Raw genomic sequence first — 16,191 nt, forward strand, 5'->3', positions numbered from 1 at the left:
AAGATGTTTTTAAATATCTTCCCTTTTTTGTTAATCTAAAATTTCGTTTATGATTTTCATTTTATAATATCCAAATCCCTAAAAGCAGTTTTTGTAATGTCTTTTCTGCAATTCCCAAAATCAGATTGGTTAATTTTTCGGTTTTGTAAAAGACGTGTTGCAAAAAAATAAACCCCTTTTTTATTTTTCAAATAGCCAACCCACCAGCCCGTGTTGATTTCATTTTCTCGTGTCCAGCCCGTTTTGGAGTGAATGGTATAATCTTGATTTTGTTCGCTTATCATTACTTCTTTTACGATTTCGATATTTCGTTTAGAAAAAGGAAGTTTTTCTTCGTACAAATTTTTAAGAAATTCAACCTGATTGACTGGAGAGATTCCAAAAGCACCAAAATTCCAAAAGTCAGGATCTGTTTGCGAAAGATCCAGATTTCCGTAATGGCAAAGCGATAAGTATTTTTTGTAATTCTCCTTACCAATTTTCTTCGCCAGTTCTATAAATGCCCAGCCAGCCGAAACTTCAAAAGCTTCTTTTACGCTTATGTCATGATAAATATCAGGGCGATAATCATATTTGATAGTATCTGTACTTCCGGGCCATTTTACAATTTCATTTTCATTAGAAATTGTTTTGGTTTCTAAAGCAATAAGCAGATTAATGATTTTAAAGGTTGACGCCGGTAATGTTTCTTTTTTGACGCTAACAGTATCAGATAAAATCCATTTTTGATTTTGATTGTCATAAATGGCAATTGAACCTTCTGCATTGCAGTTGTCAAAATACTTTTTAAAATCAGAACGTATTTCAACTTTATCGGGAGTAAGGGCAATTGAATCTTTGGCTATTTTATTTCCTGAAGAACAAGAGAAAAAAAGCCCGATAGCTATAAACCCAAATGATACTAATTTCAATTTCATCCTGTAACTGTTTTTAACCCTAAAATTAAAAGAGACGATTTAACTAATCGCCTCTTTTGTTTATAAATCTAATTTTGAATTGTTTTAAACCAAAAAGGAGAAAAAAATACAAAACTATTACACTTTAAAAATCAATTTTCTTTTATATAAAATCCAAAGAATAAACGACCAGAAAACAGCATAAGACAGGGCATACGCCAATGAGGCATTCAAAGGATTTTCAAAGCAAGGTGCGATTTTAAATTTGTAAATTAATGTCTGAAGACCTATTTCTTCTCCGCCAATTTCAGGGTTTTGAACTTTAATCGAACTCAAAACTCTCGGAATTATTCCAGAAAAGTAAAATACAATCATAGGATTTACGCCCCAGATTAAAAAGAGTTTAGTCCATTTTTTATAGTGGGCAACATCAATGATATAATACAACAAAGTCAGACATATTGTAGCGATTCCGGCTGTATATAAAACATAAGAACTGGTCCAGAGTGATTTGTTAATAGGGAAAAATGTATTCCAGATTAAACCCAAAATCAATAAAACAATTCCTGAAATGGCAAGTTTCTTTATAATTTCAGTTTTTGCGACTGGCAGGTTTAGCAATTGACCAATATACATTCCGATAATTCCGGTACCTATTGCCGGCAAAGTACTCAAAATTCCTTCCGGATCCCAGGTTTTAGAAAAACTCCATAAATGCCCGTTTAAAACTGTATTATCTAACCATGCAGCTAGATTTGTTCCTTTTTCAAAATTGGCCGGGCCAAATCCCGGAACCGGAATAAAAGCCATGATAAGCCAATAACCGATTAAAAGAGAAGCTACAACTAAAAGCTGTGTTTTTAAACTGGTCTTTAAATATAAAAGAGAAGTAAAGAAATATACAATACCAATTCGTTGTAAAACACCAGGGATTCTTACGTCTTCAAAAGCTTCCAGTTTACTGTAGGCAAGAAATAGCAACAGGGCAAAAATGCCAAAAACAAGATAGGTTTTTACTTTTAAAGTAAAGTTCCCCAAAAGGGCATAAGCAACGGCAAAAGTGATCACCAACCTCAACAATAACAGAGGGATTCCTTCTAAATCAAATAAATGAATTCTGCTAAAATAGTTTAGAGACAATCCTAAACAGAAAATTCGCAAGGAGCGAACCAGGATTTTATTAAAAACGCCGGAATCAAAATGTTTTACCGGCATTGCAAAAGGTATTGCTGTTCCCATTATAAAAACAAAAAAGGGAAAAACTAAATCAGTAGGCGTACAGCCGTTCCATTCGGCGTGTTCTAACGGAGGATATATAGAATCCCAACTTCCTGGATTGTTGACTATGGTCATTAATAAAATAGTAAATCCTCTAAATACATCGAGCGAGGTTAAACGTTCTTTTGTCATTGGTTCGTTTTTTTGGTTTCGTTAATTATTTAAAACAGAAAGTTCTCATGAGGATTAGCCGGGGAAAGAAATTTTTCCCATTGATACTGATGGAATTCTCTTGCGTGGTCCAAAATCTAAAGTGCCACCGGAAACCGTTTCATTGGCTAAAATGGCAAAAAGTATGGCTTCTTTTGCATCTCCTGAGATTCCTAAAGAATCAGTATTGGCAAAAGTACAAGGCAGTAACTCTTTGAGCCAGCCCACTAATAACGGATTATGAGCGCCTCCTCCGGACATATAAACGGTAAAGTTTTCGGCAAGATATGCTGTGTTATTTATGGTCGTATGAATGGCTTCGGCTATGGTTTCGGCACTAAATCGGGTTAAGGTTGCCAGTAGATCTTCTATAGCAATATTTGCAGTGTTGCTTTTGGTTTGTGCCTGTCTGACATATTCAGGACTAAAAAGTTCCGGACCAGTTGTTTTCGGAAAAGGTTTTTGAAAGAATTCGTCTGCTTTTAAAGCTTTTAAAAGAGCAATATTTACTGTGCCTCGTTTGGCAATTTCGGCATCTTTATCATAGGCTTTATCAGGAAACGAAAGTCGGGTAAAAGCATCAATGAGGGTATTTCCTGTTCCGGTATCGGTCACAAAAACTTCTTCGGGATTATGGCTTGAAGGCAAATAAGTAAAATTAGCAATGCCGCCCATATTAAGCATAATACGATTTTCGCCCTTTTTACTAAAGATGAAATAATCTCCGTAAACGGCCAGCGGTGCTCCTTCGCCACCAGCGGCAAGGTGTTTTTGCCTGAAATCAGAGATTGTTATAATGCCTGTTTTTACAGCAATATGATCACCGTCGCCAATTTGTAAAGTAGCATTTGGAAATTTTTCCTGTTGGTGTAAAATCTTTGGTGCATGAAAAACAGTTTGCCCGTGCGAAGCCACCAGATCAACTGTGTTTGCCGGAATTTTCCAACGGTTCAGACAATCCAGAATAATATTCGCATGAAGAACTCCAATCCATTCATTCAGTAAAACGAGTTTCTGAAAATCAATAGTCTGCTTTGCAAAGACAGATCTGATTTCTGATTTTATTTCTTCAGAATAGTCAACGGTATCAAATTGTACTAATTGTACTTCAGTATCTTCGCCTGAACCTGAGATTTTGCATAAAGCCACATCCAGCCCGTCTAAAGAAGTACCGGACATTAATCCAATAATAGTTCGGGATGGTTTTTGGGCAATTTTATACAGTGATTCCAGATTTGCATTCATGATTTTGTTTTTAGTAAATAAAAATAGTATTTAATTTATTGAGCGTAATTATAGTAAACACATAGAAACATCGCTTTTCGGAATTAGAAAAAGTCATTTCGCCCGGCATACATTCACATAGCTATGTGAGAATAATGTATTATCTTATTTATATTCTACACATAAAAAAATAAAATCTATGTTCTTATGTGTTCAATAAATGATGATTTTTTACCTTTCTGTATCCCTTATTTTATAATGGCTTCCTGAATGATTTTCTGAATATCTTCACGAATTTTTCCTTTTGATAGTTTGTTTTCGTCGTTTACCACTTCAGGATACGTTCTATTGGATAAAAATACATAAACAATTTCTGTTTCAGGATCAACCCAGGCTATGTTTCCTGTAAATCCGGTATGACCAAAACTGGATTCAGAAACACAGCCGCAGGTTGGGCCGTCTTTACCAACTCTTTTATCAAAGCCTAAACCTCTCTGTACACCTTTGTCTTTGTAATAACAGGTATTAAAAGCATCAAATGTTTGTTCAGAAAAATAATGTTTGTTGCCGTAATTTCCTTTTTGTAAAAACAACTGCATCATTTTGGCTACATCCATTGCATTCGAAAAAATTCCTGCGTGACCGGCAACTCCGCCTTCCATAGCAGCTGCCATATCATGTACATAACCCTGAATAACCTGATGTCTGAAATAATTATCAATTTCAGTAGGAGCAATATTGTTTTTATCAAATCGGTTTAAAGGATTGTACAGCGTATTGTTCATACCCAACGTACTGTAAAAGTTTTGCTGACTTAGTTCTTCTAACTTTTTATTGGTTTTTCGCTCTAAATATTCTTTCAGGATGATAAAGGTAAAATCGCTGTATTTGTATTCTATTTTAGGAGAAACAGGACTATCTGCAATGATTTTCATGATGGTGTCGTGATAGTCATTTCTGATATAAAGATTTTCAGCCACTTTTGTCGAAAATTTAGCATCGGCAACCCTGCGATAATATTTTTCAGAAGGCTGGTTGTTACTATCAAGTGTCGCTTTGTAAAACGGAATCCATGCCTGAAGTCCTGCATAATGAGTCAGTAAATCCTTGAAGCTGATATTTTCTTTATTGGTTTTGGCAAAAAGCGGTACCATGTCTTTTAATTTGGTATCCAGAGTTACTTTATTTTTATCATACAATTGCATCACATTTGGTAATGTTGAAATCATTTTTGAAACGGATGCAACATCATATAAATCTGAATTGGTCACTTTTCTAAGATTTTCATAGGTTTGATACCCATATGATTTCTGAAAAATCACATTTCCTTTTCGGGCAACTAAAACCTGCATTCCGGGAGTCATTTTTCCGTCAATTGCTTTTTGGGCGATGGCATCGATTTTGGATAAGACAGCAGAACTCATACCTACATTTTCCGGACTCGTAAATCCCAGACGGTTTATTTTTTCTGTTGGCAATCCATCATTTACTTTGAAAGATTCATTGATAGATACAGGCAGTTTTCCTTTTGCCGGAACTGTTCCAAAAATTACTTCTGCTGAAACTACCTGACTGATATTAGAGTTTTGATAAGAAACGACTAGACCTTCAATATCATCAAAATTGGTAACAGGCAATAACGAATAAGGTTTGGCAAAAACATCCAGGATGACTTTGTTTTTTTCTGCAATTTTCTGCAACCAGAATAATTCAGATTCTGTAAAGTTTTGTTTGTCCCATGGTTTATTTACCTTGTGAAAACCAATAATAACGGTATCATAGTTTTTTAATTCCTGATTTAAGCTGTCAACATTTTTATTTGACACTTCGGTAACTTCAGTATATTTTTTTAATGTGGTTACAAAAGTGCTGTTTACATCATCTCCCAATTTGACATAGGCAATTTTCTGATCTAAGTTTTGAATAGGAAGTATTTCCTTTTCGTTTTTTAATACTGTAATCGCATTTTCATATAATTTATAATGCAGGGCATCATTTTGAGGCGGATTAAGATCATTGTAAATATTGGCAATTTGGATAGGTTTATATTTATTTAATCCTGCTTTGAATTTATAATGCAATATTTTCTTTACGGAATGTGCGAGACGTTCTTCTGTAATTACACCATCAGCATAAGCAGTTTCTAATTTTTGAAAAGCCAGAGGTACATTTTCAGGACCCAGGAAAATATCATTTCCGGCTAGAAGAACCGCTATTTCTAAATCTCCGGGACCTTTAAAGTCTGTAGCACCTTTCATGGCTAAACCATCCGTAAAAATTAAACCATCAAAACCTAACTCTTTTTGAAGCAGATTGGTTACAATGTTATAAGAAGCCGAAGAAGGATAATTTGATTGTGGTTCTAAACTCGGAATGCTAAGATGAGCCACCATTACAGATACTAAACCTTCGTCAAAAATTTGTTTATACGGATATAATTCGACCAGTTCAAGTCGGTCTTTAGAAAAGTCAATCAAAGGCAATGCTTTATGCGAATCGACAGAAGTATCGCCATGTCCCGGAAAATGTTTGCCGGTACTAAAAACACCCTGGCTTTGAACACCTTTCATTAAAGCAATAGCTCTGGCGCTTACATTAACTTTGTCTTCACCAAAAGAACGGTTGCCAATAATTGGGTTTTTAGGATTGGTATTGATGTCAAGAACGGGAGCAAAATTAAAATGGATTCCGATTCGTTTGTTTTCGTTGGCCATATTTCGTCCAACATTTTCAATTAAACTTAAATCCTGAATAGCGCCCAGCGTCATATTCCATGGATAAATGTAAGTGGAATCTAAACGCATTCCTAATCCCCATTCGCCGTCGATTGCTATGAATAGCGGAACTTTTGCTTTTGACTGATACAGATTGGTTAATTTTGCCTGACGAACCGGTGCGCCCTGAAAGAAAATTAAACCACCAACTTTATAATCCTCAATTAAGGTATTAACTTCTTTTGTATGTAGAGAATCTCTGTTAGAATAAGCTGAAATCATAAACAATTGGCCTATTTTTTCTCTCACGGTCATTTTGTTGTAAATGCTGTCAACCCATGCCGTTTCTCTGTCAGAATCTTTGAAAAAGGTTTTTTTCTCTGATTTGTCTTTAGGAACATAAACAACTGTATCTTTTAAAAGCGGATCTTTTTTGGTAGCAGTAACGGTGTTTTTTTTGGAAACACAATTGGTAATTAAAAATAGGAGTGCGGCGTATAGGCTGATTTTTATGAAGTGATTTTTCATAGTATAATTTTTGGAGGAAATAGATTTTGCTAATTACAACTCTTTGAGCGTAAACGTTTTTAACACATAGAAACAGAGCTCACAAAACTTTTATAAAACATTTCAATAATTTTATTACCTATATGTTATGTTGAAAAATTATGATTTTCTCAGGCTCTCTTTTGCTTTTAATTTTAGTCTGTGTTTCTATGTATTGAAAATAATTGTACCCAAAATATTATTTGTAGCAACTTGTTTTTTTGCTTTTACTGGTTTAAAAAGATATTTGTTCGCTGCTGCGTGAACTTGTCAGGTATAATCCTAAGTAGGTTATTAATCCGTTAAGCACTATTAATTCATTATCAAAAACATAACCTGAAAATAATACTTTCGAGTTTTCATTGATTAAATAGGTTAGGAACGGAGATAATAAACAGATCACCGGAACAAATTTATCATGTACATGTCTTGATTTCTGGAACAGTCCAAAAGCATATAATCCTAACAATGGACCATAAGTGTAAGATGCTACTTTAAAGATCATTCCAACAACAGAACTGTCATTGATTGTATTGAAAATAATGATGACAAAGAAAATCAATATCGAAAAACTAATGTGCACTAAATGTCTTGTTCTCACGGTATTTTTTCTGCTGTTTTCGGCTTTATCCATACCTAAAAAGTCAACACAAAAAGAAGTCGTTAAGGCGGTCAAAGCAGAGTCTGTGGTGGCAAAAGTAGCGGCGATAATTCCCAGTAAAAATACAATGGCAGGAATTACGGCTAAATGATTTAAGGCAATTTCAGGAAAAAGTAAATCGGTTCTGGGTTTGCCGGTGATTAAATCAGTTGGAATCGCAATTCCGTTTTTGTTGGCATACAGATAAAGTAATGCTCCAACACTTAAAAAGAAAATATTGATAACAACAAAGATTCCTGTAAAAGTGAACATGTTTTTTTGCGCTTCGCCGATGTTTTTACAGCTCAGGTTTTTTTGCATTAAATCCTGATCTAATCCTGTCATGGCAATGGTAACAAACATTCCGCCTATTATTTGTTTTACAAAATGGAATTTGCTTCCGAGAAAATCATCAAAGAAAAATATCTTAGAATAGTTACTGTTTTTTACTTCTTCAAAAGCACTAACAGCACTTAAATCCATACGATCACAGATAAAATAAATGGTAAGAAAAACAGATGTTACAAGGAAAAACGTTTGTAAAGTATCCGTTATAATAATGGTTTTTAATCCGCCTCTGTAGGTATAAGAAAAAATGAGGATCAACGAAATCAATACGGTAAAAGCAAACGGAATATGATAAAAATCAAATACGAAACGCTGCAATACAATTACTACCAGATAAAGTCTGAAAGCCGAGCTAACGGTTCTGCTGATCAGGAAAATAGAAGCAGCAGTTTTGTAACTGTAAAAACCCATTCTTTGTTCGATATAGCCATAAATAGAGGTCAGGTTCATACGATAATACAGCGGCAATAATAATTTGGTAATAACCAGAAAACCTAAGGCATTACCCAATACAAACTGAAAGTATTTGAATTGTTCACCACTTGCGGCACCTACTTCTCCCGGAACGGATATAAAGGTTACTCCGGAAAGTGCCGTTCCTATCATTCCAAAAGCAACTAAATACCATTTTGAGTTTTTATTGGCTGTAAAAAAAGCATCATTTCCGTCGTCTTTCCGACTCACTCTGTGTGAGATATAAAACAAGGTTCCGAAATAAACGATAATAAGAAGAAGTATTGTACTTGGTGTCATTTTATAGCTTTATGGTTTGGTTGTTATAAATGTAACCTTTTAGGTTGTAATTAATTTAAACACATAGCAACATCGTTTTGTAAACTTAAAAAAAGTGTTTTACTTTTTTAAAACAGAAAGCTCACTATGTGAAAGAAATATATATCTTTTTGGTATTCTTTTTCCACATAGAAAGCAATGTTTCTATGTGTTAAATTAAAAAATGTAAATCTGATCAAATCAATATAAATCTATAAAAGATTTGAATAGTTTGGTGATTAGATTTCCAGATTTTTATTTTCTGCCAGTAAAACTGCTCTTACGCTTTTGTGTTTCTTTAGTAATTCAGAGGCTAGTTTCTCTTCAATCTGAAGTTCTTCTACAATCATTTCAACACCTCTTTGTACTAATTTTTTATTAGAAAGCTGCATGTCGATCATTTTGTTACCATAGATTCTTCCCAATTTAATCATCACTGATGTTGAGATCATGTTTAAAACTAATTTTTGAGAAGTTCCGGCTTTCATTCGGGTACTTCCGGTAAGAAATTCAGGGCCAACAATTAATTCAATTGGATAATCGGCTTGTTTTGAAATCAGACTGGCACTATTGCAGGAAATACTTCCGGTAGTAATGTTGTTTTCTCTTGCTTTGTTCAGTCCGCCAATAACATACGGAGTGTTTCCTGAAGCAGCAATTCCGATCACCACATCTAAACTCGAAATTTCGTAAGCAGATAAATCTCTCCACGCCTGATCGATATCATCCTCGGCATTTTCTACTGCTTTTCTAATGGCAGAATCTCCACCGGCTATGATACCAATAATCCAGTTGTCCGGAACTCCAAAAGTAGGAGGGCACTCTGAAGCATCAAGAATTCCGATTCTTCCGGATGTTCCTGCTCCAATGTAAAATAATCTTCCGCCAAGTTTCATTTTAGAAACAATAATGTCGACTAATTTTTCAATGTTTGGAATTTGTTCCTGAACGATATCGGCTATTTTTTTATCTTCATTATTGATATTGGTAAGCAGCTCATTCGTACTCATTTTATCTAAGTTTGAATAAAGGGATTCTCTTTCTGTATCTGGATTAATATGTGACATTCTTTTGATTTTTTTTATATTTAATTTCTTTTTGTAAGCTTTGATATTTTAGTACAATAAGTATTTCATTCTCATTTTTTTAAAGGTTTCTAAATCCTTTTGCCAGCTTTTTCTAATTGTATCTTCAGAAACACCGTTTTCAATTTGTTCCTGTAATTTTTTTGTTCCTGCCAGTTTGGTAAAAAACGCATTGAAGAATTTTGTTTTATCGCTGGTATTCTGATACGCTTTAATAAGCCATTTTAATTCTAATTGGTTTAGTTTTGGATAAGCAGTAAGATCTTCGCCAAAACATTTTTTTCCGTTATAAAGCGGATCTTTGGCTCCAAAATTAGGTTTAGGTGTAAAGCTGAAACTTGTTTTTGTCAGATAAGGCGAACCATAAATCTGGAATTGTTTTTCTGTTCCGCGTCCCATACTCACATTAGTTCCTTCAAAAAGGCACAAACTTGCATACAGGTTGATCGCTTGATCGTTGGGTAAATTTGGAGATGGTTTTACCAATAAGCTATAATCCATTTTTCGGTTATAATCTACACAAGGAATAACGGTTAGTTTGCACTGAACAGCATCTTTTAGCCATTTTTCGCCATTGATCATTTGTGCATATTCTCCAATTGTCATTCCGTGAAGCAACGGAATAGGGTGCATGCCTACAAAACTTGTAAACTCTTTTTCTAAAAGAGGTCCGTCTACAATGCGGCCATTAGGATTTGGACGATCGAAAATAATCAGCGGAACATTGTTTTCTGCACAGGCTTCCATCACATAATGTAAAGAAGAAATATACGTATAGAATCGGGCACCAACATCCTGCAAATCAAAAATCATCACATCGATTCCGGCTAGTTGAGTTACTTTAGGTTTTTTATTATCTCCATAAAGTGAGATGATAGGTAAACCGGTTTTAGGGTCTTTTCCGTCAACAATATGTTCTCCGGCATCAGCAGTTCCTCTAAATCCGTGTTCAGGAGCGAAAATGGTTTGTACCGCAATTTTTTTCTCCAGTAAAAAATCTACCACATGTGTTTTGTTAGATAAAATTCCGGTTTGATTGGTAACAATCCCTACTTTTTTATCTTTTAAAAGCGGTAAGTATTTTTCGTAATTATCAGCTCCGGTTTTAATAACAGAAGTATTAGTTGCTGTAGTGTTGCTTTTTATAGGTGTAGAATATAATGTCGTGTAAAATAAAGAGAGTATAATAAGAACACTTTTTGTTATAAGTTTTATCATTTTAATTTACAGTTAAGAGTTAGAAGGCCAAAATTGACTAAATAAAGTTAAGTTATTATTTGATTACCTGATGTTTTTGATTGTTGATGTAGTAGTATAGAAAAGTTATCCGAGTTTTTCAGATGAAGGTTTTATTTCGTCAGTTTTGAGGACTATCTTTTGAAGTAAGTAAAAAAGATTTTAAAATACTACCTCCGAATCTGATTTCCGGAGGCAGCTTTTATTGTATAGGGGCAATTGAATTTTAAGATTACCAGCCTGGGTTTTGTTTTAATTCTACACCCTGAGCTTTGTATAAATCAATATCGTTTGTTGGGATATTCATTAAGTAGTGTTTAGGCTCAAAGTTTCTGGTACTTGCCGGATAAATTTTCACATATCCGTTAGCATCTACCTGTGTTTGTGTTCCAACAGGAGTTCCAATTCTGGCACCAAGATTTACATCCGGATTTTTAGTCGTATCTAAGTAATCTCCTTTTTTCCAACGGTAAATATCAGCTTGTCTTAAAGTTGTCCAGCTCATAAATTCGATCTGACGCTCACGACGAACTTCCCAGATTAAAGGATTTACAACACCCGAAATTTGTTCTAAAGATGAGGTTCTTCTTGGGTCATTAATTAATACGCCGCCAGCAGAAGCAGTAGTTCCGTCAGTAGTTAAAGGAGCAATTCCGGCACGTGCACGTACTTTATTGATTGAAATATCAAGGTCGTTATTAGTCGCGGTTCCTAATTCAGCACAAGCTTCGGCATAGTTTAAATATACTTCACTTAAAGTGAATAAAGGAGCATCAGTATAATTACGTCCGCCTGTTGTTACATCAGGACCTGTTGTTGCAGGATTGTTGTACAATTCAAATACATATCCTGACATCGAAACCAATGCAGCAGTTCCAAATGGTTTTCCTTTGTAACCGTAATTGGTTGTATTTACAGTTTGACCAAAACGCGGATCTCTGTTAGCAAAGTTTTTGGTAATATTATCATCACCTGTATATTGGCTGTTTCCTGTTTGTTGTATTGGTAAACCATTTTTAGTTACATAACTGTCAGCAGCCCATTTTGTTAAGCCATATTGTATTGTTGAGGTATTGGTATAATTTTGAAGAGAATGCATTAATACGTTTGTTAAATAACGTTTTGCCAATATCACCTCTGAATTACCAAGCAATTCAACTGAATTGTAAAGAGATTTCCACTCTGTGTTTAATTTATACGCAGGGTTGTTCATTATCGCTAACGAAGCTGTTTTTGCTTTGTTTAAAAAAGCACTTCCGTCCTGACCTAAATGATATTTTCTGTAAGTTCCTTCGTAGATACAAGCATTACTTAATGCTGCATAAGCGGTATATTTGTTTACAGTAACATTTTTATCATCAGTTACAAGCATTAGGTTTGCAGCTTCTTCTAAATCTGCAATTACTTTATCCATAATTTGGGCTCTTGGCATTGCCGGAGCATAAACTGCCGGATCACTTTGAGCTAAATATTTGTCTGTATAAGGTACATCTCCAAATTTTTGAACTAAGCGAAAGTAAGTATAAGCCCTAAAAAATTTAGCAACACCAATATAATGGTTCTTTTTTTCCTGTGGCATGCTCACAGTTGGTACTTTTTCAAGCATCAGATTACAACGACGAATAAGCGTATAATACTCATTCCATGAATAAGTGTTTGTAGTTGCCGCAGTAATTGGCATTTGATAAAAAGTAAAAGCTGATAAGTTATCATCTACTCTGTAATCGCTGCCATGATAATAGAAAAAAGAAAGCCCGATAGTGGTACCATTTCCATATCCGTAAAAAGTATCATAGTTAATCCATGAAAATGTTTTTACGTTATCTTCTGTTTGCCAAAAGTTGTCGTTTGTGAATTTATCTGCTGGATCGTCTGTTAAGTAGTCTGAACAACTAACGGCACTCATTGCTACTATAGTAGCAGCAAACATCAGTAGAAATTTAGATTTTATATTTGAATTTTTCATTTTAAAAGTTTTGAATTGTTAGTATTAGAAAGACAGCTCAACACCAAAAGACCATGTTTTAGTATAAGGATAAGCTCTTCCCCAGAAAACTTCAGTTTCGTCGATTTCAGGATCTACAGGAAGACGTTTGTCTGCCCAGGTTAATAAGTTTTCACCAGAAGCATATAATCTTACTTTTTCTAATCCGGCTTTTTTAACAATATCTGTTGGTAAAGAATATCCAATTGTAGCATTCTTTAAACGTAAATAAGCCATGTTTAGCAAATATCTTGTTGACGTAACAAAGTTGTTTTGTCCTGAAGTACCTGAACCAAAAGTATTGGCTTCGTTACCATAATAAGGATTTGGCCAGTAAGCACCTGTGTTTTGCGGAGTCCAGTAATCTGCCTGGTTCTCATACATTTGCTGAGGAGCACGATAGAAAGGTAAAACAGCATCAGATGCAGCCCAGTAATCACGTTTTGCAACTCCCTGAAAGAAAGCCGAAACATCAAATCCATGGTATTTTCCTCCTAATGTTACCCCGTATTTGTAGCGAGGAGTTGAGTTACCAATTTTTTTCAAATCGCCATGATCGTCAGCAGTTCCTGCTCCGCGTGATATAACACCATCCCCGTCAATATCTACATAATGTACATCTCCCGCTCCGTATTTGAAGTTACCACCCATTGTTTTAGAATAGTCAACGCCATTTACTGTTTTACCATTGTTGGTAATTACATCATCAGCCTGAAGAAGTCTGTCACTGGTTAAACCCCAGATCTGACCAATTTCATAACCATCATAATATGGATATGTAGTAGGAGTAACTAAAGCCAGTAATTTAGAAGTATTGTTCCATTTTGTAATTACAGATTTATAATCTGATAAAGCCACATCAACAAATACAGATGCTTTTTCACTTAATTGTTTATTAAAATTCAAGGAAAGTTCCCATCCTCTTGTTCTCATATTTCCTGAGTTGGTTTGGGCAGCATTTTGTCCAAATGAACCCGGAAGTGTAATACCAGGAGCAAGCATTCCTTTTGTATCACGCTGGTACCAGTCGAACGAAGCACCAAGCATATCAAATATTTTAACATCAATACCAACATCTTTAGTATATACCTTTTCCCATGTTAATGAAGGATCTACATTTGTTGGCAGAGCAGTAGAAGGAGGCAGAGTTGAACCACTATTTACCCATGAAGGATTTGTTGAATTTAATACAGATAAGAAAGCATTGTTTCCTACGTTTTGATTTCCAATTGATCCCATAGAAGCACGTAATTTAAGGTCACTTAACCAGGTACGTGTACCTTCCATGAATTTTTCGTTTACAATTTTATATCCTACAGAAGCAGAAGGGAAGAATCCCCATTGTTCTGTTGTAGGAAATTTTGATGAACCATCATAACGGGCATTTAATTCTAACAAATAAATTCCGTTATAATCATAGTTAACACGTCCAAAGAAACCTGCAATAGAATAAGTTGTTTCTGTCGGGTTTAAAGAAGTATTGGCTGATCCGGAAACAAATTGTTCACCTACAGCCAGATTAAATTCTGGTTTTGATTTGTCTAAAAGTGTATTTCTTCTGGCATAATTACGGGAGAAATTTTGCCACTCAGAGTTAAAACCTCCTAAGAATTTGAAATTATGTTTGTTAAACTGCTTTTTGTAGTTACCATAAATATTCACAACATTCGTAGTCGATTCTGATTTAGATTGTGCTACATAATCATTTCCGGCTTCAAGCGTTGCAGGCGTAGCTGTTTGAATTGTAGTAGCATCGTATGGCATAGCAGACCAGCTGTCCCAAGCCAGGAATTTACCACCATTTTGTTTTCTGTTATAAGACTCAGTTACGTTACTAACTTCGGCTATAATGTTTAAATCTTTTGTAATATCGGCAGTGAATTTAGCACTTAGCCTGTTATTACGTTTAGTGTTTTCGTTTCTGGATGCATTTGATAAGTATCCTCCGGCAGTACGGAAATTATATCCTCTGTAAGTTCCGAAATTCGGGAAATATTGTCCCCAACGAAGTGCATAACCAAAATAACCTCCATAACTGGTATCATCAGTACCAGAACCTCCATAATAGTTAAAAGGCTGATCATAAGAACTGTTAATTGTCATTACTTTGAAATCACCTGTAAGCCAATCAGCTAATTTTGTCGTGAAACCTAAGTTAACATTGGATCTTTTTCTTTGTTCCTGATTTACTCTCAGCATACCATCCTGATTCGTAAGGGCGAACGAAGCAAAGAATGAACTTTTTTCTCCAAGATTACCCTGAGCCGAAAGATTGTGAGTAGTTTGCAGCGCATTGCTGGCATATAATTCTTTATTAGCATCCCAAACTCTGTAGAAATAAGGAGTACCATTTTTAATTTCCCAATCCTCACCATAAACCATTTCATGACTGGTGCGGTTATTGGCATATTTTTCTTTCCAGTTTTTAATTCCGGCTAACAAAGTATTGTAGTTAGCACCAAAGATCTCAGGTACAGCACCATCAGTACGCGTTCCTGCCGCAACTAATCCCGGAATTTCTACTGTTGGATCTAAGAATTTTAAAGTAGAAATAGGATTAGTAAAAGCTGTATTGGCACTATAAGAGAATCGTACTTTTCCTTCTCCTGTTTTTCCTCCTTTAGTAGTAATAAGAACCACACCAAAAGCGGCACGAGCTCCATAAATAGAAGCAGAAGCAGCATCTTTAAGCACAGACATTGTCGCGATATCGTTTGGATTAATAAGAGATAAATCTGTTGGAACTCCGTCAACCAATATTAAAGGAGCGTCTGAACCATTAATAGTTCCGGCCCCACGTATATTAATAGTAGCGGCACGGTTAATATTTCCTGAGTTAAAACTAACGTTAACACCCGGTGTTGTACCCTGTAACGCCTTACTAACATCAGTTAAAGGTCGGCTGCCAATTGTTTTGGCTACATCGATTGAGGCAACAGCGCCGGTTAAGTTTGTTTTTTTCTGAGAAGCGAACCCTACGATTACTACTTCGTCTAGTTTTGAAGTGCTTTCTGCAAGGTTAACAGTAAGTTTTTGTTGTCCCTCAATTTTGATTGTCTGAGTTTCAAAACCCATGTAACTAAAAGTAAGGCTTCGCCCCGGTGCGATGCTAATGCTGAAATTTCCGTCAAAATCAGTCGTTGTACCATTTGAAGTTCCCTGAATAAGGACACTAACTCCAGGTATAGGAAACCCGTCTGCTTTGTTTTTGACTGTTCCAGTAATTGTTTTTGTTTGCCCAAATGTTGCCTGAATGAACAAAACCAACAATGAAATAAGGAATAATTTTTTCATGATTATTTGGTTTTTTTAATGGTTG

At 35.1% G+C, this 16,191-nt stretch carries 9 protein-coding genes; all 9 read right to left on the reverse strand.

Annotation, left to right across the window (positions count from 1 at the left end):
- Positions 1 to 56 precede the first annotated feature (56 nt).
- Positions 57 to 917, reverse strand: coding sequence for a penicillin-binding transpeptidase domain-containing protein (locus tag A4F88_RS14675; protein ID WP_068843387.1), 861 nt, complete (start codon positions 915 to 917; stop codon positions 57 to 59).
- A 117-nt stretch (positions 918 to 1,034) separates the two neighbouring features.
- Complete coding sequence (locus A4F88_RS14680; protein WP_068843389.1) at positions 1,035 to 2,306, reverse strand: acyltransferase family protein; 1,272 nt, start codon at positions 2,304 to 2,306, stop codon at positions 1,035 to 1,037.
- Between the two features lie 54 nt (positions 2,307 to 2,360).
- On the reverse strand, positions 2,361 to 3,569 hold the full coding sequence (locus A4F88_RS14685) for an anhydro-N-acetylmuramic acid kinase (protein ID WP_068843391.1): 1,209 nt from the start codon (positions 3,567 to 3,569) through the stop codon (positions 2,361 to 2,363).
- Positions 3,570 to 3,796: 227 nt separating this feature from the next.
- On the reverse strand, positions 3,797 to 6,790 hold the full coding sequence (locus A4F88_RS14690; RefSeq protein WP_068843393.1) for a serine hydrolase domain-containing protein: 2,994 nt from the start codon (positions 6,788 to 6,790) through the stop codon (positions 3,797 to 3,799).
- A gap of 253 nt (positions 6,791 to 7,043) precedes the next feature.
- Positions 7,044 to 8,549, reverse strand: coding sequence for a sodium:solute symporter (locus A4F88_RS14695; protein ID WP_068843394.1), 1,506 nt, complete (start codon positions 8,547 to 8,549; stop codon positions 7,044 to 7,046).
- A 257-nt stretch (positions 8,550 to 8,806) separates the two neighbouring features.
- On the reverse strand, positions 8,807 to 9,634 hold the full coding sequence (gene murQ, locus A4F88_RS14700) for an N-acetylmuramic acid 6-phosphate etherase (RefSeq protein ID WP_068843395.1): 828 nt from the start codon (positions 9,632 to 9,634) through the stop codon (positions 8,807 to 8,809).
- A gap of 48 nt (positions 9,635 to 9,682) precedes the next feature.
- Positions 9,683 to 10,870 carry an exo-beta-N-acetylmuramidase NamZ family protein gene (locus A4F88_RS14705; RefSeq protein ID WP_068843396.1) on the reverse strand — a complete coding sequence of 396 codons (1,188 nt, stop codon included), beginning with the start codon at positions 10,868 to 10,870 and terminating at the stop codon, positions 9,683 to 9,685.
- A gap of 250 nt (positions 10,871 to 11,120) precedes the next feature.
- Positions 11,121 to 12,854 carry a RagB/SusD family nutrient uptake outer membrane protein gene (locus A4F88_RS14710; RefSeq protein ID WP_068843397.1) on the reverse strand — a complete coding sequence of 578 codons (1,734 nt, stop codon included), beginning with the start codon at positions 12,852 to 12,854 and terminating at the stop codon, positions 11,121 to 11,123.
- Positions 12,855 to 12,878: 24 nt separating this feature from the next.
- Positions 12,879 to 16,166 (reverse strand): SusC/RagA family TonB-linked outer membrane protein, encoded by a 3,288-nt coding sequence (locus A4F88_RS14715; protein ID WP_068843398.1) that lies wholly within the window; start codon positions 16,164 to 16,166, stop codon positions 12,879 to 12,881.
- Positions 16,167 to 16,191: the final 25 nt, after the last annotated feature.

Source organism: Flavobacterium chilense (genome assembly GCF_001602525.1).
GTDB classification, from domain to species: Bacteria; Bacteroidota; Bacteroidia; order Flavobacteriales; family Flavobacteriaceae; genus Flavobacterium; species Flavobacterium chilense.